Annotated in this window: 27 protein-coding genes; 10 read left to right on the top strand and 17 right to left on the bottom strand. The window is 45.6% G+C overall.

Features of this window, described 5'->3' with window-relative positions; genetic code table 11:
- Positions 1–10 precede the first annotated feature (10 nt).
- Together cca and thpR are read right to left on the bottom strand one after the other, a co-directional pair.
- The gene (cca, locus tag O8C68_12775) at positions 11–1366 is read right to left on the bottom strand and encodes a CCA tRNA nucleotidyltransferase (GenBank protein ID MCZ7396664.1); all 1356 of its coding nucleotides are present in this window, start codon (positions 1364–1366) and stop codon (positions 11–13) included.
- A 207-nt stretch (positions 1367–1573) separates the two neighbouring features.
- Entirely contained in the window at positions 1574–2110 is a 537-nt protein-coding gene (gene thpR, locus O8C68_12780) for an RNA 2',3'-cyclic phosphodiesterase (GenBank protein MCZ7396665.1), read from the bottom strand.
- Between the two features lie 91 nt (positions 2111–2201).
- On the opposite strand from thpR, the gene O8C68_12785 reads away from it, so the two are divergent.
- Together O8C68_12785 and O8C68_12790 are read left to right on the top strand one after the other, a co-directional pair.
- Complete coding sequence (locus O8C68_12785) at positions 2202–2384, top strand: methytransferase partner Trm112 (GenBank protein ID MCZ7396666.1); 183 nt, start codon at positions 2202–2204, stop codon at positions 2382–2384.
- Between the two features lie 16 nt (positions 2385–2400).
- Positions 2401–2802 (top strand): UPF0146 family protein, encoded by a 402-nt coding sequence (locus tag O8C68_12790; protein MCZ7396667.1) that lies wholly within the window; start codon positions 2401–2403, stop codon positions 2800–2802.
- A 14-nt stretch (positions 2803–2816) separates the two neighbouring features.
- Here O8C68_12790 and O8C68_12795 read toward each other — a convergent pair whose 3' ends face one another.
- From O8C68_12795 to infB, 7 genes are all read right to left on the bottom strand, one after another.
- Positions 2817–3647 carry a hypothetical protein gene (locus tag O8C68_12795; GenBank protein ID MCZ7396668.1) on the bottom strand — a complete coding sequence of 277 codons (831 nt, stop codon included), beginning with the start codon at positions 3645–3647 and terminating at the stop codon, positions 2817–2819.
- On the bottom strand, positions 3644–4519 hold the full coding sequence (gene map / locus O8C68_12800; protein MCZ7396669.1) for a type II methionyl aminopeptidase: 876 nt from the start codon (positions 4517–4519) through the stop codon (positions 3644–3646). Before map ends, O8C68_12795 begins: the two co-directional genes overlap by 4 nt.
- Positions 4516–5667 (bottom strand): Xaa-Pro peptidase family protein, encoded by a 1152-nt coding sequence (locus O8C68_12805; GenBank protein MCZ7396670.1) that lies wholly within the window; start codon positions 5665–5667, stop codon positions 4516–4518. Before O8C68_12805 ends, map begins: the two co-directional genes overlap by 4 nt.
- A gap of 40 nt (positions 5668–5707) precedes the next feature.
- Entirely contained in the window at positions 5708–6265 is a 558-nt protein-coding gene (locus tag O8C68_12810; protein MCZ7396671.1) for a hypothetical protein, read from the bottom strand.
- Positions 6266–6269: 4 nt separating this feature from the next.
- Complete coding sequence (locus O8C68_12815) at positions 6270–6704, bottom strand: hypothetical protein (GenBank protein ID MCZ7396672.1); 435 nt, start codon at positions 6702–6704, stop codon at positions 6270–6272.
- Between the two features lie 11 nt (positions 6705–6715).
- On the bottom strand, positions 6716–6943 hold the full coding sequence (locus O8C68_12820; protein ID MCZ7396673.1) for a histone family protein: 228 nt from the start codon (positions 6941–6943) through the stop codon (positions 6716–6718).
- A gap of 111 nt (positions 6944–7054) precedes the next feature.
- Entirely contained in the window at positions 7055–8818 is a 1764-nt protein-coding gene (infB, locus tag O8C68_12825; protein MCZ7396674.1) for a translation initiation factor IF-2, read from the bottom strand.
- A gap of 391 nt (positions 8819–9209) precedes the next feature.
- On the opposite strand from infB, the gene O8C68_12830 reads away from it, so the two are divergent.
- Entirely contained in the window at positions 9210–9788 is a 579-nt protein-coding gene (locus O8C68_12830; GenBank protein MCZ7396675.1) for a hypothetical protein, read from the top strand.
- Positions 9789–10009: 221 nt separating this feature from the next.
- Here the strand turns inward: O8C68_12830 and ndk are convergent, their stop codons facing one another.
- The 5 genes from ndk to O8C68_12855 all read right to left on the bottom strand — a co-directional run bounded on the left by ndk (position 10010) and on the right by O8C68_12855 (position 12226).
- A complete protein-coding gene (gene ndk, locus O8C68_12835) occupies positions 10010–10459 on the bottom strand; it encodes a nucleoside-diphosphate kinase (protein MCZ7396676.1) in 450 nt (149 codons plus the stop codon).
- A 10-nt stretch (positions 10460–10469) separates the two neighbouring features.
- Entirely contained in the window at positions 10470–10664 is a 195-nt protein-coding gene (locus O8C68_12840) for a 50S ribosomal protein L24e (GenBank protein MCZ7396677.1), read from the bottom strand.
- 4 nt (positions 10665–10668) lie between these two features.
- Positions 10669–10884, bottom strand: a complete 216-nt coding sequence (locus tag O8C68_12845; protein MCZ7396678.1) for a 30S ribosomal protein S28e — start codon at positions 10882–10884, stop codon at positions 10669–10671.
- Positions 10885–10888: 4 nt separating this feature from the next.
- Positions 10889–11257, bottom strand: coding sequence for a 50S ribosomal protein L7Ae (gene rpl7ae, locus O8C68_12850; protein ID MCZ7396679.1), 369 nt, complete (start codon positions 11255–11257; stop codon positions 10889–10891).
- 90 nt (positions 11258–11347) lie between these two features.
- The gene (locus O8C68_12855) at positions 11348–12226 is read right to left on the bottom strand and encodes a hypothetical protein (protein MCZ7396680.1); all 879 of its coding nucleotides are present in this window, start codon (positions 12224–12226) and stop codon (positions 11348–11350) included.
- A 94-nt stretch (positions 12227–12320) separates the two neighbouring features.
- On the opposite strand from O8C68_12855, the gene trpD reads away from it, so the two are divergent.
- The 4 genes from trpD to O8C68_12875 all read left to right on the top strand — a co-directional run bounded on the left by trpD (position 12321) and on the right by O8C68_12875 (position 16154).
- Positions 12321–13349, top strand: coding sequence for an anthranilate phosphoribosyltransferase (gene trpD / locus O8C68_12860; GenBank protein MCZ7396681.1), 1029 nt, complete (start codon positions 12321–12323; stop codon positions 13347–13349).
- 64 nt (positions 13350–13413) lie between these two features.
- Positions 13414–14064, top strand: a complete 651-nt coding sequence (locus tag O8C68_12865) for a phosphoribosylanthranilate isomerase (GenBank protein MCZ7396682.1) — start codon at positions 13414–13416, stop codon at positions 14062–14064.
- Positions 14054–15598 carry an anthranilate synthase component I gene (trpE, locus tag O8C68_12870; protein MCZ7396683.1) on the top strand — a complete coding sequence of 515 codons (1545 nt, stop codon included), beginning with the start codon at positions 14054–14056 and terminating at the stop codon, positions 15596–15598. The genes O8C68_12865 and trpE overlap by 11 nt, the downstream gene beginning before the upstream one ends.
- The gene (locus O8C68_12875; protein MCZ7396684.1) at positions 15579–16154 is read left to right on the top strand and encodes an aminodeoxychorismate/anthranilate synthase component II; all 576 of its coding nucleotides are present in this window, start codon (positions 15579–15581) and stop codon (positions 16152–16154) included. The genes trpE and O8C68_12875 overlap by 20 nt, the downstream gene beginning before the upstream one ends.
- Before the next feature lie 34 nt (positions 16155–16188).
- On the opposite strand, the gene O8C68_12880 is transcribed toward O8C68_12875, so the two are convergent.
- Genes O8C68_12880 through O8C68_12890 form a run of 3 tightly spaced genes read right to left on the bottom strand, consistent with a single transcriptional unit; the run spans position 16189 to position 18271 of the window.
- On the bottom strand, positions 16189–16620 hold the full coding sequence (locus tag O8C68_12880; protein MCZ7396685.1) for an archease: 432 nt from the start codon (positions 16618–16620) through the stop codon (positions 16189–16191).
- Between the two features lie 2 nt (positions 16621–16622).
- Positions 16623–16916, bottom strand: a complete 294-nt coding sequence (locus tag O8C68_12885; GenBank protein MCZ7396686.1) for an RtcB family protein — start codon at positions 16914–16916, stop codon at positions 16623–16625.
- Positions 16917–16951: 35 nt separating this feature from the next.
- Positions 16952–18271 carry a TldD/PmbA family protein gene (locus tag O8C68_12890; protein MCZ7396687.1) on the bottom strand — a complete coding sequence of 440 codons (1320 nt, stop codon included), beginning with the start codon at positions 18269–18271 and terminating at the stop codon, positions 16952–16954.
- Between the two features lie 261 nt (positions 18272–18532).
- Here O8C68_12890 and O8C68_12895 point away from each other — a divergent pair, with 261 nt between their 5' ends.
- The 3 genes from O8C68_12895 to O8C68_12905 all read left to right on the top strand — a co-directional run.
- Positions 18533–19378, top strand: coding sequence for a DUF5919 domain-containing protein (locus O8C68_12895; GenBank protein MCZ7396688.1), 846 nt, complete (start codon positions 18533–18535; stop codon positions 19376–19378).
- A 12-nt stretch (positions 19379–19390) separates the two neighbouring features.
- Positions 19391–21025, top strand: coding sequence for a radical SAM protein (locus O8C68_12900; protein MCZ7396689.1), 1635 nt, complete (start codon positions 19391–19393; stop codon positions 21023–21025).
- Between the two features lie 45 nt (positions 21026–21070).
- Positions 21071–21591, top strand: a 521-nt coding sequence (locus O8C68_12905) for a hypothetical protein (protein MCZ7396690.1), incomplete at its 3' end; no start/stop codon positions are given.

The raw sequence follows: 21591 nt of genomic DNA on the forward strand, positions 1-21591 counted from the left end.
TATCGCTTTTCTATTTTTCGAAAAATCTCCTGAGAAACTTCCTGAATTCCTCATCCTTGACATCCAGTATCTTCTCATCTTCCAGTGCATGAAGCTCCTTTTTAATGCTCAACGCAAGATGCTTTCCCAGGCTGCAATTCAGGATTTCCGAATCTACAAGTTTCGGAGCCTCGTGATATTTCCTCGGGATCTCAACCATGTATTTCCCGTTCCGGATAAATACATTGGAAAATGTGTTCGAATCCTTATATTTGGATTTGAATGCAAGAGCATGTTCTTTTGACCAGACAAAAGGACCGCCATGCTTCCTTACCAGCGGGAGCCTTGCAGTCTCAAGTTCAAACAGTACAATCGCTTTTTTATCAGAAGCCCACACGCTGCTGTTATACACGCAAAATTCGTATCTCTCGAACATCTCATTGACGGAATATTCAAGCTTATGAAGCTGCGGGAATAATACATCCTCAACTACATCAGGCGCTTCAAGTTCAATGGCTATCAGTGATGTCCTTCTTGCGGCAAGGATTTTCCTGAATTCATCATCCGAAAGCGGCTCTGGAACCTTCCTGGTGAAATAAGCCTCATCAGGATTTTCCAGGAACTCGCAGGCTTTATCCATAAAAATGCACAGGTTATCAAGCGACAGCGCCGCAGCAACATTGCGCTGCGGGTCGGTAGGGTCAACCACGACCATGGGGTCATTGTGTGAAGCGGTACCGTGCTCTTCTATGTCAATGGTTATTCCAGGCTTCCAGTCGCGCGATGCTTCAAGAACCTTCATGAATGAGCCGTATTGAATTACAAGCAGTTCCACAAGATAGCCGGAAAAACCATGCGTCTTAAGCTCCGAGCCGTAGACGCCTGTTCCTTTCATGAACTGCTTTAACAGCAGCACCTCGTCCTCAAGTCCCTTGATCATGGAGGCAACGTAGATATTGTGGAAGGGTGTCCTGTCAACTGCGGATTTTATTTCCGAAGCGCGCTCCACGTTGAAAGCAGGGACAAGATCGACCTCGAAGCCGTCAACGACGGCATGGATGTAGGGATGCTCAGCATACCGCTCTTCAAAGCTCTGCGCATCCTGCGAGACTTTCCGTGCGACATAGAGCCCTTTTTCTTCAAGTTCCTCGCGTTCCAGGGAAGGAGGGAACATGATAAAAATATCAAGGTCGTGCTCTCCTGATATCCATGTTCCGCGCGCGGCAGAGCCCACGAGCTGTGCGCTGGCGCTGATGCCTTCCTGCTGTGCTGTGGAATTAACTCTGGCGATTATGCTTTCGGCAAGCGATGCGAGCCTGACTTTTTCTGCTTCGCCGGGTTTTATGCGTGAAAGGATCGAGGCGCAGATTTTATTGATGGCGATCATAAAGGGTTACGCCCCTTTATGACGTATAGGGGTATCTGCGATACCCCTTGTTTTGATAAAACTTTCCTAAAGTTTTTCATAAAGGGTTACGCCCCTTTATGACGTATAGGGGATATTTTATATCCCCTTCCCGAGTCACGCCTCGGGAGGGCGTGTCCGGGTATGGCGCACCATACCCGTCGTTTGATAAAACTTTCTTAAAGTTTTTCATTGTAGTTTTATTTCCCTCAGTGTCTCATAAATCGGTCCCTTCGAGGTAAGCGTGCTTTTCTTTAAGGTTATGGACTCCACATTCATCGCGCCGAGGTCAATGTCTTCCAGTTTTTTTATTTTTTCAAGGAGCGCTGCCTTATCTTTGAGCTGCTTCACCCGCGCAAGCGTGGCATGCGGGGAAAACCTATCATCCTTTTCAAACTTGAAAGGCGAAAGTACTCGTTCAACCTCGCCATGCAGCGCCTCGAAATTCCCCTCGGCGCCGAGCCAGATGACCCTGATATAGGCAGGCTTCGGGAATATCCCGACTCCTTTAATCCTTGCGTCAAAAGGCTTGCAGTTAATCTGAGATAGGGCGGATACAACGGGCTCGACGTTATCCTCGGAGATATCCCCCAGGAATTTCAGGGTTATATGTACCTGCGGGGGTTCTACGAGTTTGATGCCGGCTGTATCAAGCACGGATTCTATTCTTTCTATCTCAGGAATGAACCTGTCAGGCAATTCCACGGCTATGAACGTGCGCAACATAGGTATATATTCAATTTATGAGCTTAAAAAAGAATAGCATTCGATAACTTGATAATAAATAAAGCATTTTAAGGAACAAAGGTGTAAACTTATGAAAAGAGACCTGATGGATATCCTGTGCTGCCCGATGTGCAAAGGCGACCTCGTGCTTGAGGTTACGGAAGAGAACGAGAAGGAAATCTTAAAAGGAACACTTTACTGCGGGAAATGCAAGGAGTATTATCCAATAGATGACGGCATACCCAACATGCTCCCGCCAGAGCTGCGGGAATAATCCCCGTATTTAAAAAATGATTTCGGATTACGAAGACATTGCAGAATATATTCTTAAGAACTACAGGAACAAGGTGGTGGAAGTGGGTGTGGGCAGCCTGCCGCATGTTGCTTTGCTATTAAAAGATAAACTGGATGTGGTCGTGACCGATGTCAATGAACAGAAACCTCCTGGAGTGAAATTTTGCAGGGATGATATATTCGCACCTGATTTGTCGCTCTACATCAATGCCTCTCTTATATATTCAATAAGACCGCCAATCGACCTTCAGGAAGCTATGGCAAAAGTTGCAAAGGAAGTCGGGGCTGACCTGCTTGTCAGACCTTTTGGGAATGAAAAGGCTGATTTGAGCAGGTATTTTAAAAATTATACATTGATGAATTACAAGAAGGCGAGGTTTTATCTATACAGGTCATAATGGAAAAATAAAAACTATCCCTTCCTCACCTTGAAAAAATATATCAATAAAATTATTACAATCCCAGCCCCAAATACACTTGCATCCCTTGCCTTTGATGCAACTTCAGTCACGGGTTTTGTAACCTTCTCTCCCGCAGGCGAAGTGGCATTCGTAACATTTGCCACAGATGGCTGAACCACAAAAGATGTATTTTTAGCCAGATTCAGGGTAATCTCACCCCTATTCTCGGACACATTCTGAGAAACTCCCCTGAAAAATCCTGTAATCTCAACATGATCGCTGAAAATTCTTGTGACATTTCTCATACCGCTGGTATTAATAACATCAACCCCTGGCGGCAAGACTATTGTTACAGGCGACCCTGCCTCTCCCAGGAACCAGATACTGCTCGCGTTAAAAATACTATCCTTCCACCTGTAAGTGACTTTGTACTTGTTTTCAATAGGATCTGAAATACTGGTATTCCCGATAATCCCTGGCGACAGCGAAGAATCCACATCAATCACCTCAATCCCGGCTGTTTCGTTAATCCCTGTATTTAAATACGGGGTCTTTATCCTGACATCCAGTTCCCTGTCAATCGCGCTTCGAAGCCTGTTGCGAATCTCCTTATCAAGTTTCAGGAGCTCCCATGCGGTAATGAAACTGTCGTTATTTCCAAACTCTGAATCGATACTTGTCCTGTATATCACTGAATCAATGCCTGTAAATGTCTCGGTGTAGCCCCAGGTCATATTATATTCGTTAACTGTAATGTTATTAATCCACTGGCGTCCGGCGCTGGCAGCACCTGCTGAGGTGGCTATGATAATAAGGGAAAGAAAGACAGGGACGAGCCTCATTTAGTTATCACCTCGCATCCGTCAGCAGTAACAAGAATGGTGTGTTCAGCCTGTGAGATAAGCCCGCCCTGGATTTCCTTCAATACAGGGTATGGCTGGATGATGCCTGCTTTGATCAATTGCACGAGGGCGAAATCCACGCGCTCCCCGAGCCATCTTTTCGCAAAAGGCAGTGTCTTGTACTTCCCTATCTCCTGCAATAATGCCCTGGCAGAAGGATGGCGAACGGGTCTATTCGATATTAAATGATATATTTCGGCATTGCCTGCATCGTGTATCTTTCCAGCACCATTGGTTGCGAATGGTTCGATAGCAACTATATCCCCTTCCTCGAGCACAACGCTGTGCGGCATTCGTTTATTGGGAATGGACGGAGGAGCATGCTGGATGTACTGTGCAAGCCCGTGCCCTGTGAGGTTGATTATGGGTTTAAACCCGAACGAACCGATGGTATCCTCGACCACGCCCCCTATTTCCGAGGTATTCACGCCTGCGTGGATGAACTTGAGCGCCCTCTCCAGAGCAGCTTCGGCTGCCTCAACAAGTCTGGGATTGCCGGAAAGGTCAACGGTCACAGCAGTGTCTGCAATGTATCCGTCGATATGCACTCCGATATCCAGCTTCACCATATCCTTCCCGAAAACCGCCGTATCATTGAAAGACGGGGTTGCATGGGCAGCCTCATCGTTTCTTGAGATGTTCACAGGAAAAGCAGGCTCTCCACCCTTTTCCCGTATCAGGTTTTCAGTGAACTCGGCTACCATCAGCAAACTTGCACCTTCCGCCACCTTTTTAACTGCCTCCTCCCTTACTTCGGAAAGGATTTTTCCAGCATGGCGGTATTTTTCGATTATTTCATCGCTATTTTTCATCCAGGCACCAGATTCTTTTCAAACGTAGTTAAATTCTTGCATCCGCTTTTGGTGACCAGCACCACGTCCTCAAGCCTTACGCCGCCGATTTTCCTGTAATACAGACCCGGCTCAACCGTGACCACTGCACCTGCTTTCAGCTCCTTTCCATTCTCGCTCAGGCTGGGAGCTTCATGGATGTCAAGCCCCACGCCGTGCCCGGTTGAGTGGATGAAGCCTTCTGTGAATTCGCCGCTTTTGCCCCTTGCGGTCTCGTATCCCCGCTCTTCGAGAAGATCGCACACGATGCCGTGGATTTCGCTTCCGCTGATGCCTGCTTTTATTTTCGCAATCGCAGCAGCCTGTGAATCCCTGACAGCGAGGTACATGTTTTTTAATTCTTCCGAAGGTTCGCCGCGCATCACAGTCCTTGTCATATCTGAATAGTACCTCTCTTTTTTTGAACGCGGAACCATGTCTATAACAATGGGTTCATCGGGGCGCAATTCTCCTTCCCCCTTCCAGTGAGGGTTTGCGCTTCCTTTCCCGCATGCAATAATGATGTCCGATGCCTCGGCGCCAAGTGAAAGAAGCTCCCTCTCAATGATCGCCCTTACATCCTCTGTTTTCAGGGGCGAATTTTCCTGCCACAGTACTCCGCGCTTTATTTTTGCATTTTTAATAGCAGTGAGCGCTTCTGCAAGCGCCTTTTCGCCTGTCTTCTGGGCATATTCTATGGCTTTGATTTCGCTTTGTTTTTTAATCTCACGCATGTCACGAAACGGGCTTTTAACCGGGACAACATCAAAACCATCCTTCCTTGTGCAATCAGCAAGCTGAACCGAAAAATTATACGGCACTGCAATGCGTTTTACATTCTCGGAATGGAGGAACTCGCAAATCATTTCGCAGTACGCGGCATCAACATCCTTGTGTGCCTTGAGCTTTTCCATTATGCTGTATTTCGAGGTAGGAAGCACTTCCCCGATTCTTGATTCTTTTCGCGCTCTCCCGAGTTCCATGTCTGAGACAAGAAGCTTCTCGTTCTTTGAATTAAGGTATATGAAAGAATCGTATGCTAAAAACCCTGTGGCATAGTACATGTCTGCATTGTGCTCGCTTTCAGACACCATCAGGAAAGCATCGGCCTCGGGAAGATTCAGTTTCATCTGTCACAGAAAGGAAATGATTGTACATATTACCTTCGGATTAAATCCAGATTGTTGCGTATCGAGCCAGAAACATTGCCACCAGCGCCGCATACGGGACTGCGATATTATCATGCTTATTAACTGCACCTGCCAGCATCCCGAAGGCGCCCCCGACGAGCGCTATCCAGCCTGCGAAATAAAAGCCTGATAACGATGCAGCAATGAATCCTGAGAGCGTGCCTTCCCATGATTTATTCGTATTAAATGAGAACCTGTGCCGCCCGTATCTCCTGCCCACCACGCCTGCAACGCCATCCCCGGCAGCAAGAGCTGCAATTGCGGCAAAACATATCTTTTCATCGATGAAAAACGAAAGGTAAAGAAGTGAAAGAACGGATATGAAATACGACAGGGGCTCGATAGAGAAATCTTTTAATTCGTTTTCCCTGTAAACCATGGAAAGAATATGCGGAGGAATTTTTTGTTTTAGGGCTTCGAGCATAAGATAAATAGCAAAACCCGATAACAAAAGAACAATCGTCTGGTTCTTCCCGATGAAGCCTGCGATTACCGGGATTAAGACCCCGCCAATATGGATTACCTTCCGCAGCTGCATGATATTAAATCTTGAACCATTCGATAATGGTTTTCCGGGAGGCATCATACCCCCCGTCAAGATAGATTGCACCTATCAAAGCTTCAAGAGTTTCGGCGAGAACGTACTGTTTTTCATTCGCTTTCTGTCTTATCTCTCCAAGACCCAGTTTAATAGAATCCCCGATTCCGAGTTCCCGACTGATTCTTGCAAGCCCTTCCTCGCTCTCAAGTTCCATTTTCCGGTTCGTGATATCTTCCCGCGTCTTACAGCCTGATGCTATCAGTCGATCCACCAGTGCAGTTTTCAAAACAGCATCGCCAAGAGTCCGGAATATTTCCTGGTCTTCGCATACATTATTTTGCTGTTTTTGCTCATTCGCATAAGCCTTTCTTGTCAGGGCGCGGTTTAATAAATTTTTGTCTGAGAAAGTATAGCCAAGAGCATCTTCAATTGTCATTATATCAAAAGCTATTTCTTTATCCTCGCAACCGCAAGCCTGATATCTTCTTCCTTGACCGTGGTACGCTTGGCATGTTTTGCAAGTGTTATGGCTTCACGCGACACTTCAATCCCATAATCTTCAAGGATTTTTGCAAGCTCAATGCCTGCGTCATAGCTTACTCTTTCTGCTCCTGCCTTTCGGATAATGCGCTCAACCGGGGCAAACGGAAGTATTGGAGGAACCTGTCCAGTCATTTATTTTCACCTTTGAATTAAAATTTACAGTTGATTTAGTTGAAAATAACAATATATATAGTTTGTCGAGACAAAATAAAGGAAGTATAAATTTTGGTCTTAAACTACCCTTCACTTGCCCCAGAAAGGATTCCCTCTGCGTTTTATCTCCATAAATGCCATGAGCGTCTCCTTGTCCTCAATTTTCATGGATTCGAAAAGCTCCTGCTCTGCGATCTTCGCATGCTTCTCAGGCACGTCTATGTAAAGAATATCCCCTTCCTTTATCTGCCGCCCCACGGTGGGTCCATCGATAGCGACTGCAACTTCCTTGCCAGTCGCGGCTTCGCTTTTATTCTCATTGTTTTCCTGAATTCCTTTTATTGTTCCAACAACTACGCCGTTCTCCTTCATCACATCCAGATTGGTCTTTATCACACCCCCGAGAACACGAACGCCCACAACAGCAGGCTTGCTCTGCCGAAACGTACAGTCTGGCAGTATCGTAAATCTGCCCGGCTTTATGATGGTCTCATAACGTTTTTTCTCGATAAGCTGCTTTTGCTCGCTCACCCATTTCTTGTAATCCTCTATGAGCCGGTATATGACGTCGTTTATGAATACCCTGATATCCGAACCCATGAGCTCTTCCCTGGCATCGGGCAGGACAGCCACTTCAAATCCAACTATTACAGAAAAAAACGGGTCTTTTATGGTCTTTACCTCAGCAACGTCCCGTTTTGATATATCGCCTATGTCAGCCCTGCGTATCGGTATATTCTCCTTCTTCAGCTCGTTCACAAGGGCTTCAAGTGAGCCGATGGTATCTGCTTTAATAAATATGCCGTTTGACTCTGTCTCAATCCTCACCGCATCTATCTCGGATTTTATCGCCGCCGCCACTTCCTCGATATTGTCCGTAGCCACCCGTATCTGCGAGCCGGAAAGCGCGCCTTCAAGACCTGGGGCTGCAATTTTAACACCGGATGCCGCAACCACCTTCTTTACCTGCTTGAATTTCTCTTCAGCGCGCATCTCAGAAAGTGGTCTTGGTTTTAAAAGTGCCCTTATCTTCGTGGTTATGGGGTTTCCCCTGCTCCCCACAACTACCGTATCCCCGACGTTTAACTCCCCATCGTATAATATCACATCAAGCGTGGTTCCCAAACCCACCTCTTCCTTCACTTCAAGAACGGTACCTGTCCCTGGTCCGACGGCTCTGTATTCCAGGTCCTTTTCGAGGAACTTTTGCGCCAGTCCCATCAATATCATGAGGAGGTCGGGTATCCCATCGCCTGTTTTTGCACTTACCGGGACCACGCCAATGTTGCGCTGGAAGTCACGAACCCTGTCGTACCTGTCCGAGCTGAACCCCATTTCATAGAGTTTTCCTATGATTACGTATATCTTTTCATCAAGCAGGGTTTTTGTATGCTCTGCCTGTTCTGGATACGATAGTATGAACGCCTGCCCATGCTGCGGGTTCCAGCCCGGGATCTTATCAATCTTGTTTGCAGCCACGATAAACGGGGTCTTAAATCTTTTAAGGATTTCGATGGCTTCTATTGTCTGGGGCTGGAATCCTTCGTTTATGTCCACAACAAGCACCGCAAGGTCAGAGAGCGCCCCTCCCCTTGCCCTGAGAGTGGTGAAAGCCCTGTGCCCGGGAGTATCTATAAAAAGCAGGCCCGGTACCTTTGTCTCGCCCTTGAAAATTGCTCCGCATACTCTTCTTATTACTTCAAGCGGTACTTCTGTCGCGCCTATATGCTGGGTTATCAGACCCGCTTCCCGCTCGGCTATCGTGGTACCCCTTATTTTGTCAAGGAGCGAAGTCTTGCCGTGGTCAACGTGCCCCATCACGCACACGATGGGAGTGCGCAGGTTCTGAGCCATAGTGCTTTTATATAAATTTGTATGCTTTTTGTTTCTCTTTGCTATACCATAACCGCGCTAAGACGGTTATAAATGCCATAACATGCTATGACGCATTTAAACATATTAAACTATTATTAAGGATATGGGACTTGCAATTATGGTGGTATCGGCGGCCAGGAGAAGTTAGTGAGGAGAACTTAGAGTTATGGTTCTTAAACGCAAGTACAAATAGTTGGGGAATACCTGCCAGTAATTGAGTGCGCGCCCAAGCTCTATAGTTTAAACTTTAGCATCCAAAATCGTATTTTTCTGTGCAGTTTTCCATGATACGATTCTTAAATTTATTCCCATCATTATGAGTATGATTAGTATCATAATATTTATATCAGAGGAAAACAAAATCTATCATATGTCAAAATTTTGTAGCGTTAATGAAATCCATGTCAAAAGAAAAAGCAAAGGAGAAGAGGTTCGAAGTTATGAAACAGGCGAACCTATGTTCATGAGAGGGGCGACTGCAAATGATATTACAGGCTCTATAGATGGCAAGATTTCTTGTGGACTTCCAGCAACCCCTTCATCATACTGGACTACACCTGCCGTATCTAATGTTACAATGGTGGTAACCTCAACGAATTCTGCGCATTTGTCGAAGAATTTCATAAACAATACCAATTATGACTATACAAAAAAAAGCATCAATTTTGTCAATTTTCCAGAATTAATGAAATTGGGTAGAGTATTAGGTTTAGTGACTGTAATAAGCTATACGGCTGTAATTCTTTTTATATGGGCATATGCAAATATACAAGGTTACGTGTATTTTTCGGCTGGAGAATCGATATTGTCGATAAAGTATCTAGAGTGGGTTTTTGGAATAATCGGGATTTTTGTGGTAATCGATTGCCTGCGAAAAGAACTGAGAGACGAAATAAGCTATAATAATAAAGAAAATATTAATTTTCATTACAAGAATAAAAGCCAATGAAATCAATTTATCGATTTTGGCTTATATTGATTCAGCCAGACAGATAATGATACGATTTTATACTTTCCTATTCGTCGAGAAACTGTAACGAGATCTCAACATGGAATAAGGGAAATTCATTCTTCAGTGCTTATTAGACTTGATGGATGGAAAAAAGTTACCAAAAGTCTTGAATAGGCTTTGGTGAGCAATCACATCAGACATGAAGCAGCTTTCTATATTTATTCGTACACCCAGGCTTCATCCACTCTGGAATATTCCAATATCTCGGAATCCTTGAAATGCATGTTTATTTCTTTTTTTGCCGCCTCAGGCGAATCGCTTGCATGCACAAGGTTGCGCCCGGTATCGAGGGCAAAATCACCACGTATGCTTCCTGTGGCTGCATTCGCAGGATTTGTAGCGCCGTTTATTGCGCGCATTACCGACACTGCATTTTTCCCCTCAACCACCATGGAAACCGATGGTCCCGAGGTTATAAAATCGACCAATGAATTAAAAAAAGGTTTCTGGGAGTGTTCAGCATAATGTTTTTTGGCTAAATCCCTGGAAATCGTACTCAAACGCAGGGCTGCTATTTTAAGTCCGCGCCGCTCTATGCGTCCTATCACTTCGCCCACCAAACCTCGCTGCACTCCGTCTGGTTTGACCATCACATAGGTGCGCTCCAAATTCCCACCCTTAAGCTGCTGCTTTCCCTCTTGCTTTACGCCCAGCCTCTGTCCACCTGACCTTGCGGGGTATCCTGCCGAGGTCTAAATTCCTCTGGCATTTGGTTGAACAAAAATAGAACACAGTTCCGTCTTTCTTTGCATAAAGCTTGCCTGTGCCGGGCTCTATCGCCCCACCGCAGAAAGAGCATTTCCTTTTTTCCATGGTTTCACCTTGACATTAATTTCTTTGCTTCTCTTGAAGTCTCAAGCAGCATCAGGATATCCCCTAATTTTACAGGACCTACAATATTGCGGGTGATAATCCTGCCCTTATCCCTTCCATCAAGTATCCTGCACTGTACCTGCATGGCTTCTCCATGCATACCTGTTTTGCCGACGATTTCGATTATTTCAGCTGGATACCCGTTTTCCTCGTCTGCCATGCTCTCACTTCTTCAATGCCTGGACTTTCTGCGCCACTTCTTCTACCAATTCTTTGCCCTTTCCCGGTTCTATTATTGCCGCTGCCCCGCTTCCCACGCTTAATCCGGAGGCTGCCCCGAGTTCCACCTGTTTTTTGACATAGATATACGGTGTATTCTTTTCTTCGCACAGTGCAGGCAGATGCATCACAATTTCGGGCGGGTTCACGTCCTCGCTTATTATTACAAGTTTTGCAATGCCGCGTTCGATTGCTTTTGTGGCTTCGTTTGTTCCTTTCTTAATCTTTCCGGTATCCCGCGCCATCTCAAGGGCTTCTAATGCCTTATTGGACAGGTCGGCGGGAACTTCAAATTTTATGTACGCTTGTGCCATATTAATTACTCCTTCAGGATTTTGTCCTTCATAATTCATTGATTAAAAGTATCGGCTTCACTACAGCACCATGGGGTATATATTTTGCGCTTAGGAAGTTTCTTCATTCACTACATTGAACAGGTCAGGTGAAGTTATCTTAATGACGGTATAATTTTCACGTCGGGTTATGTTGTATTGCGCAAAACCTCGCTGGGTGCTGTTTATTCTTAACCTGTTGAGCCTTGTAAAGTTGTTTGGGTTGATATTGAGGTAGGCTGTAGTCCTCTCGTAAGTTCCATTGATTGAAGTTCCGATACCCATGTAAAACTGGTTTGCAAAACTCACATTTGAATTCACTATCTGAAACTGTGCCGGCTCCACTTTGCTTAGCAGTCCTTCGTACGGGTCATAGGCTGTAGTTGTTTTATTCTGGCTATAGATGATGTTCAGGACACCAATCGCGGTTTGTGGTGGTGCAAGAATGACTGGATTTCCCATTATATTGTACAACCCATTAAATTGCTGCTCTTGTCTTATGAGGATGGGGAGATCTGTGTTAGGTAACATAATATACTCAAAATCATTTTTTTCTGGAGACATCGTACTTAGCAGCAGGAATGAGCTGTTCTTACCGGATTGCAGGTTTGAATAATACACTTTTGTGGAACTTGAGTTATAGATCGAATCTGCTTCGTTGATGACAGGAAAATTCTGCCTTGCCCATTGTGCCATCTGCGGCGTCATACTCTCAAGATCAACATAATCCGCAGTCACAACACCATACGGCGTCATGTTCAGTGCGTCTGAGATGGAATAGAGCGGCTGGTTCACAACCCAATATTCGGGATTATATTTCTCCTGCTGTGGCGGCACAGGTGTCTGCTGAGTCTGATCACTCTGACTTGTTACCATATAAGCGATAGGCACGATTATCATGATCAAAATCATGAAGGCGGCGAGCAATTTGTATGCATTCTGCTGTTTCATGCCTCCCCTAATTGCTGTTATCATATTAAAGGATAACTTTTATATACAATGTATTCATTTATACATTGACGTACAAGATTGTACAGTGAGCATTATGAAAGAATATATCCAGAAACTCGTCCAGAACCAGAGCCTCACGGCAGATGAGGCTGAAACCGCAATATCTAAAATCTTCACCGAAGCAAATGATGCACAGATAGCTGCCTTTTTGACCGCACTGAAGATGAAAGGCGAAACGCCGCCTGAGATTGCAGGTCTGGCTCGCGGCATGAAAAAGGCTGCCAATATCATAAGCCCCAAAGTAGCTGGAATACTTGTTGATACATGCGGCACGGGAGGGGATTCCACGGGCACGATTAACGTCAGCACAGGTGCTGCGATTGTGGCAGCGGGAGCTGGCGTTCCTGTCGCAAAGCACGGCAACTACTCCATCACGTCGAAATCAGGAAGCGCAGATGTGCTCAAGGAGCTCGGCGTAACGATTGACTTATCGCCCAAAGATGTGGAAAATATCATAGAAAAAGTGGGCATCGGATTCATGCTCGCCCCGGTATTCCACCCTTCAATGAAACGTGTGGCTCAGATAAGGCGCGACCTTGGTTTCAGGACAGTGTTCAATATCCTTGGACCGCTTACGAACCCTGCAAATGCAAAGGCACAGGTGATAGGTGTTTTCGACAGTTCCCTGTGCGAAACGATGGCGAATGTGCTGAATATTCTCGGGACAAAAAGAGCTTTTGTTGTACACGGCAGCGGGATGGATGAGATATCCAACACAGGCGAAACCCAGATAGTGGAATTGAACAACAGCAGAATAACAAAATATACAGTGACACCTGAAAAGCTGGGCGTGAAACGCGCTTCGATCAGTGATATAGCAGGCGGTACGCCGGAAGAAAACGCAAGCGATATTGTAGAGGTGCTAAAAGGAAAAATGGGAGCAAAACGTGATATCATAGTCATCAATGCAGGCGCGGCTTTGCTTGTAAGCGGAAAGGCAGATACTCTTGCTTCAGGGATAAAAGCGGCAGCTCATTCTATCGACAGCGGCGCAGCCCTGAATAAGCTGAAAGACTTTGTGAGCGCGGCAGGCGACCCTGAAAAGCTTGCAAGATTTTTGTAATTTAAAAACCGCTGATAAACGCAGATGAACGCAGATTCTATGAAACTAAAGAGAGCAACAAACAATGAAAGTAAAAATATGCGGTATCAAGACTGAACGCGACCTTGGCATGGCAATAAATGCAGGAGCAGACGCTGTGGGATTTATTACAGAAGTACCCGTTGACTCACCCAGGAAAATCAGTCTCGGGGAGGCATCACGACTAATCTTGAAAGTGCCGGTGTTTGTTACTTCTGTGCTTGTCATCATGCCCGAGAATGCCGAACAGGCGATACACATGATTCATAAAGCAAAACCGGGTGCAGTTCAGGTGCACAACGCTCTTGGAATTTCGGAGCTAAAAAAAATCAAGGAAACGGGTGTTAAACTTATTAAAACAATACCCGTACCCCAGGATTCCGAACCTGGAACGCTGATAAGACTGGTAGGTGAGCTTTCCGGCATAGCGGATGCTGTACTCCTCGATACTGTCATGGAAGGAAGAACCGGCGGAACTGGAATGCCCCATAACTGGGAGGTAAGCTCTGAGATTGTTCTTCACGCAGGCATGCCTGTGATACTGGCAGGAGGGTTAAACCCGGAAAATGTAAGAGCCGCTGTGCGTACCGTGCGCCCGTATGCTGTTGACGCAGCCTCAGGCGTTGAAACTGCTGGGAAAAAAGATGAAAAGAAAGTAATTGACTTTATCAAAAATGCGAAGGGTTATGAGATTTGATATTGGGGAGAAGGATTTCATCCAGCTTGCGGAAGAAAAGCCTGTGATAATCCAGTTAATGGCTAAGGTGAAAACTGCACGTTCTCCTCTTGATCTGTATGCGTCTCTGGACAAAAAATGCGCATACCTCCTTGAATCCGTGGAGAAAGAAAAAAGGCATGCACGTTTTTCATTCGTTGGGACAGAACCTGATGGGGTTGTAACAATTAAGAACCGGATGTTAAGACTCGATTACACGAAGAGGACAAACTTGATAGGGTTTATTGAGGCTTCGCTTTCAAAAGTTTGCGAAATGAACAACGATGTACCTGTTATCAAAGAAGGTTTTGATACCATGGACGCGCTCAGATCGGCTTTTGCAGCTTCGGATATAAAATTTGTTGGCAGAGGATTTGACAGGCAGGTGTTCCTCGGAGGCGCAATCGGTTTTTGCGCCTATGACATGGTGTATGACTGCTGGCTCGACATAGAGGCTAAAAAAAGTCTTGCTCCGGATGCGCAGTTTGCGCTCACCACGAAAACAGTGGTTTTTGACCACCTGACAGATGAAACGTATATAGTCATGACACCGTTTGTCCTGAATGGAGATGCTCCGGAAGAAGTTTACCGGGCTGCTCAGGAAGATGCGCGGAAACTTGCTTTTGCGATAAGCTCTGCAAAACCACTCGCTGAGAAGAAAAAAAGGTCTTTGAAAATAACATGCAATATGGAAAAAAAGGAATACGAAGACGCTGTAAGGAAAGCAAAGAAGCACATATTCGACGGCGACATCTTTCAGGTCGTGCTCTCGCGCAGGTATGAAATAATTACTGACCAGTCGCCGCTTGAGCTTTATACTGCCCTGAGAAAAGTAAATCCAAGCCCTTACATGTACCTCTTTGAGTTCAATGGCACTGCCATTATAGGCGCAAGCCCCGAGACCCTGCTTTCTGTCCATAAACGGAAGGTTATAATCAACCCGATAGCCGGCTCATGCCCTCGCGGGGAGACTGCGCAACAGGATGAAGCATATGCGAAGGAGATGCTGGGCAGCGAGAAAGAGCGGGCTGAACATGTGATGCTTGTTGACCTCGGGCGCAACGATGTGCGGATTGTCTCAAAAGGCGGCTCGGTTAAAGTGGATGATTTCATGTCCGTGCTGAAATACTCCCATATCCAGCATATAGAGAGCACCGTTTCCGGCGAGCTGCGCGATGAATGCGACCAGTTCGATGCCACGAGAGCAATCTTTCCTGCAGGCACGCTCTCGGGCGCGCCCAAGATTCGAGCCATGGAGATAATACACGAGCTTGAGAAGGATGCAAGGGGCATTTACGGCGGAGGCGTGGGCTACTATTCCTGGAACGGGGATGCTGATTTTGCTATAGTGATAAGGACGATAATCAAGAACGGAAGGTCGGCAATAGTGCAGGCTGGCGCAGGCATTGTTGCGGATTCTGACCCTGAATACGAGTATAACGAGACTGAGCGCAAGATGGCTGCGATGATAAAGGCAATTGGAGGTGCGGTGGCGCATGAAAGTATTGTTTGTTAATAACAAGGACTCCTTCGTGTGGAATCTTGTGGATTACGTGTCCATATTCGAGCCCGATACTGTTGTGGTCCCGAATACCATTTCGCTTGGCGAAGTGAAGGAACTCAATCCTGATGCCATAGTGATATCCCCGGGTCCGGGGCATCCCGCAAATCCGAAGGACATAGGAAGCTGCCTTGAGATTATAAGGGAATCGAGCGTTCCCCTGCTTGGCGTATGCCTCGGTAATCAGGCGATAGCAGTGGCTTTCGGCGGAGAGGTGAGCCATTCCCCCTCAGGACCCCTGCACGGCAAGACCTCGCTCATATACCATAACGGCAACAGCATTTATCAGGGATTGCCCAATCCTGTTGTGGGAGGTCGGTACCATTCCCTTGCCATAACGAAGCTGCCGAGCGAGCTTGAAGTTACAGCAAGGACGCAGGATGGCATCATAATGGGAGTGAAACATAAGCAAAGACCGATATTCGGCTTGCAGTTCCATCCCGAGTCCGTGCTCACGCCGCACGGGTTGCGGATTATTGAGAATTTTTTGGGATTGGTGCGGAGAAGGTGAAACTAAACCTGCCAAAAAATATATCCGAACGTCTCTACACATCCACTATCACAGTCGCTCCCCATCCCTTTGCCGTCTCTTCAACTTTAAAATTATGCAGCGCAACCGCCTTGGCATCGGCAAGCAATTCGTGCTTTTCCTGATCAATTTCTTCCCCGCAGGCTTTTACCCTAAGATAACATGTATTTTCTTTTTGCTCGATATCCAGCTCGAACCTGTTAAACAATAACCGCTCAGCATCCTTATAAAAAATCAGCTCCTGCAGGAAATTAAATAAGAGCATCTCCACATCCAGAGCCTCAACCTCAAAACATTTCTCCACCTTCTGCTCTAACTGCCCTAAGTCCTTTATCATGGCATTCGTTAATGCAAAACCAGAGGATTCAAATAATTCCTCCATGGTTTTTCCCCAGGCTTCAAAAGCCACATCAGCAATCGCAACATCTTCCAGGTATCTGTACGGCATAATCATCCTTTGATGTTCCCGAAAGGAACAAGTTTTGCAACAGGAAGCGAGATGCCAGCCAGTGCAGTAGCCTCTACCACATCATCTATTTCCTTGTATGCAAACCCTGCCTCTTCCGCAGCGCCGTTGGTTATCTGGTCGTAGACCTGTAAATCCATGGCATCGATAAGCTTTTTGGTTGCAACTATCCTTGCAGGCACCCTCATTCCCTGCTTAAAACCCGGCGGTATATCCCAGACGACATCTGAGATTTTAGTGAATTCGGGTTTCTTGAATTGCAGTTCTCCAAAAGGCATGTTAAATTTTCGCTCCCAATAATTATTACAGGCGATTATCCCACGATTCTCATCTTTGAAACCCTCACGGTCGGGGTAATAACATTCCCCACTTTCCTTGTATCCTTCCCCATGCCATCGATATTCTTAAGCACATCGAAGATATTCCCTGAAATCATCATGGATTTAATGGGCGAAGAAATCTCCCCGTTTTTGATCAAAAACGAATTTCGCGCTTCAACAGAAAAATCCCCTGAAATAGGGTTTGCAGTGTGCGCCCCGATTACTGTATTCACAATAACGCCGTCTTTTGTTTCATCAATAATGTCAAATACAGGATGTTCAATAATCAGGTTGCGTGTGCCTATCGAGGGCGTGGAGGTGAAGGAAGCGCGAACTGCATTACCCGTACTTTCTTTCTTCTCCTTGCCTGCTGCATAACAATCATAAAGGAATGAAGACAGCTCACCGTTTTTCACAACAGCAGTTCTCCTGGACGGAGTACCCTCGTCATCGCATGACGATGTCCCGAGCCCTCCCGCAAGCGTTCCGTCATCTACGATAGAGAGGTCATTCGCACCAATAATAGTATTCATTTTCCCTATCAGGGCTGAGCGCCCTTTCTGCACGTTATCAGCATTTAGCGAGGCAACAAGGGTATTCTCCAGGATATCTGCAAAAGCCAGAGGTTCAAGAAGCACGGCGCAATCGCATGTTTGCGCACTTATGCCGTGCTGCGAACGCAGAGCAAGCAGCGAAGCTTTCTCTCCGATCTTATGAAAATCAATGCCAAGATTCCTTGACATGTCGAATTCAGAAGCCGTTGACATTGGCGCATCCTTTGTAATGGTATCCACTGAAGCCTCTACGATGGTATCGTCTTCTGTTATTTCAACGCCATGTGAGTTCAAAACCAGCTTAGTTGAAGAACCGCATACGAAATGCCCGGATGTAGGCACGACACGAGGACTGGATTTTGCCCCTCTGATCATCTCCAAAGTATAATCGATGCACGACTCGATTTCGATATTTTCAAGTTTCTTATCAAAAATACCCGTGACTTCAGCAGGCTTTTTTTTACCGGGAAGACCAGACCACTGAGGGTCGCTCCCCCTCACCTTTGCGGATTTCACAGCAAGAACACAGGCTTCTTCGATTCGCTCCATATCATTGGTGCTTGAAAAACCCACCGCGCCGTTCACGATTGCCCTTATCCCGATGCCCAGGACAAGACTTTCCTTCGCAAGGTCAATGGCATCTCTTTGCACATCGACTGTAACAGACCTGCCCTTTATACAAAAAATCTCGGCTTCATCTGCGCCTGCATTTTCTGTAAGCTTGAGGGCTTTATATGCGTAATCAAAAATATCAGTCATTAGGTAGTAGTAAGCGAACTAAGTATTTATAGATTTTTAAATATTTTCTCGATAAAAATCATATGATATTTAAAAATAAAATTCTAATTATCTGATTTATGATAATACCTGAAATGTTCAACCTCAAAGAAGTATCGCAGGTTGAGATAGAGCCGTTCACGTCTAACTCCATGCAGCTTATGTCAAATGAATGATGGATAGACATCTATGCATAACTATATCCTTACTATTACTAATAATATTATTAAGGAGGGATGAGCAATGTCATCTTTAATAGAGAGATTATATTATTCAATTATAGTTTATAAAATCACTGTTATTTCTTTTATTGCTGTGATTGCTGGTATAATATTCGTTATATTAGCTTCGCCTGCGGATAATTTAATATCCACTCTCAGAGAAGATGTCATTAGACATATTGGTATTGCTTTTATTGTTGTTGGTTTTGCAAGTTTGTTCTACGAAAATTTTTTACGAAAGAATATGGTAGAATTAATTGAGCAGATTTTTAATAAAAATTTAGTGAAATTAATAAATGATCAGTGCGAATTAGTCAAGTCAATCAATAAATCGGTAAAAACTTCTGGGCTGGTGAATGTTTATACTCCGGGGAAGGGTGGTTCTGAAATTCTAAATTTTGCAATTAAGAACGTCAAAATGTTAGGAATAACTATCAATACGTATTTTACTCCGGTTCATGGTCCAGAGTATAAACAACTTCAATACCTTGTTGAGCAGGGGTGTAAATTACAAATTTTAATGTTAAATCCCAATTCACAACTCGTTAAATTCAGAGAGATAGACGAGAAAAATAAAAATCTTAAGGGAAAAATACAAGCATCATTTGAAGAGAAAAAGGAATTTATTGAAGAGATTGAAGAAAAGTACAGATCAAACGTGGAAATAAGATTTTATGACACCTATCCTATTTATGCCATGATTATAATAGACGATGGTAGAGTAAGACTCGCACCATATTTATATAATAGAAAAGGACAGGATTGCCCTGCATTCGAATATGTACGAACGGAAGGGGGGCCATTCGATGCGTATTTGGAGCATTTTAATAACCTTTGGAAATCTGGTACTCCAGCAGTTATCATATAGATAGTTTATCTAATGCGCGTTCTTATAATCGATGGATATGTAGATGAACCGGCATGCCTCGGCGTTCCTCCTTACCTGGCGCCCTATCCAAGGTACATAGCTGGCGCTTTGGTTGAGAAAGGGGTAAAGCCCGAAGATATTTTCTACCGCACCATAGACCAAATGCGCCAGCGCAGAGAGAAAATCTTGTTCGATCTCATCGTCATAGTTGCAGGAATGACAGTGCCCGGGAAATACCTGAGAGCAGCGCCTATAACCCGGCAGGAAATCAGCGAACTTTCGCATCTTGATGGTACGAGGATTCTCGGGGGACCCATCAGGCTGGGTTTTGGCGAGGAAGGCGGCTCATCGGCAAAAGCATTGGCAGTGCCTGGTATTACTCTTGCAAAAAAGGATGTAGAGGCATTCATCTACGATTTGATGGGTGATATAAAAGAACCCGACAGCGTTGAGCACAGAATGAGGACTATATCCGAGATAGGAAGATGGGGTGAAAAAGGGGCATTCATAATGCGCCAGCACCCCGATTATCCTTATGTGATGTGCGAGCTTGAAACATACCGCGGCTGTCCGCGCCATTCGCACTGCTCTTTCTGCACCGAACCGCTTTATGGAAAGCCTGATTATCGCGAAATAAAGGATGTAATAAAGGAAGCGGCTGCGCTCTATGCCTATGGGGCGCGTTATTTCAGGATAGGGAGGCAGCCTGATTTGTTCATGTACCAGGCAAAAAACGGAATCCCGAATCCCAATGCACTGGAAGAACTCTACAGCGGGATACGAAATGCTGCGCCAGAGCTCAGGGTACTGCACATGGACAATGCCAATCCTGCAACCCTTGCAAGGTATCCTCACGAATCGCGGGAGATTGCAAAGATAATTGTGAGATATCATACATCAGGAGATGTGGCTGCGCTTGGCATGGAAAGTGCAGACCCCGATGTAATAAAGGCGAACGACCTGAAAGCTTCGCCTGATGAAGTCTTAGATGCTGTAAAGCTCTTAAATGAGGTCGGAGCAGCGCGAGGAACAAGCGGTCTTCCTGAACTTTTGCCCGGGATAAACTTCGTGCACGGATTAAAAGGCGAGACGGAAAATACTTTTGAGCTTAACTTTGAATTCCTGAAAAAAGTCTTAGGCAGCGGTCTCATGGTGCGCAGGGTGAATATCAGGCAGGTGATGACCTTCGCCGGTACTGCAATGTACGGCTTCGATGAGGCTGTTAAAAAAAACAAAGCTACGTTCCTTCGCTACAAGGAAAAAATCAGAAACGAGATCGATTTTCCCATGCTGCGGCGCATTGTGCCGGTTGAAACGGTAATGAAGGATGTACGTACGGAAATCTACGATAAAATAACATTCGGGCGCCAGCTTGGTTCATACCCGCTTCTTGTGGGCATTCCAATGGAACTTGAGTTAAATAAGAGCTTCGACATAGTGGTGACAGACCACGGTCACAGGTCGATTACAGGTCTTCCGCTGCCCGTGAATTTAAATCGCATGCCGCTTAAAATAATCCAGATGCTTCCGTGTGTAGGGAAAAAACAGGTGGCAGAGATATTGCGGGAAAGACCGTTTAAGGGTAAAGAAGATATTATGAACAGGACGTCTCTCAGGGGAAAGATACTGGATTATATTTGCTGGTAGGAGATTATAAATACTATTCCAGACAAACAATCCTTGGAGGTATTTATGATCAGGGGAAGAATAACCTACTATATTGCATTTGCTGCAATAGTATCATCGTTGATTATTTCGGGCTGTGTGAGCACGCCGCCGCCGGCAACTCCAACGCCGACAGCAACGCCTGCGCCGACGACACCCATGCCTACTCCGACACCCACGCCAACACCCGGCTACAGTGTTGAGGTTTTAAGTGCACCTGCTGCAGCAGAGGCAGGTCAGAGTTTTATGGTGTCATGGAGGGTCAACAGCCCTATCCAGGAAACTATCAATCACACTGCGGTTCACTATGGTCCGGATTCGAAGTCAGGGAACCTGACGCTTACGAGCTATCCAAGCCTAACAACACCGCAGAGTGGAACAATACCTGCTGATTTCAGTGGGAACATAACCCTAGGCAAGACCGGGATCTTCTATTTCAGGGCGCATGCCATTATCGACGGGACGTTTTACTGGTCTGATGAAAAGACGATTAACATAACTATACCCACGACTGTTTCGATAAAAGCCAGCCCGACAGCGACGGCAAC

This window comes from Candidatus Methanoperedens sp., from assembly GCA_027460525.1.
In the GTDB taxonomy this organism is placed as follows: domain Archaea; phylum Halobacteriota; class Methanosarcinia; order Methanosarcinales; family Methanoperedenaceae; genus Methanoperedens.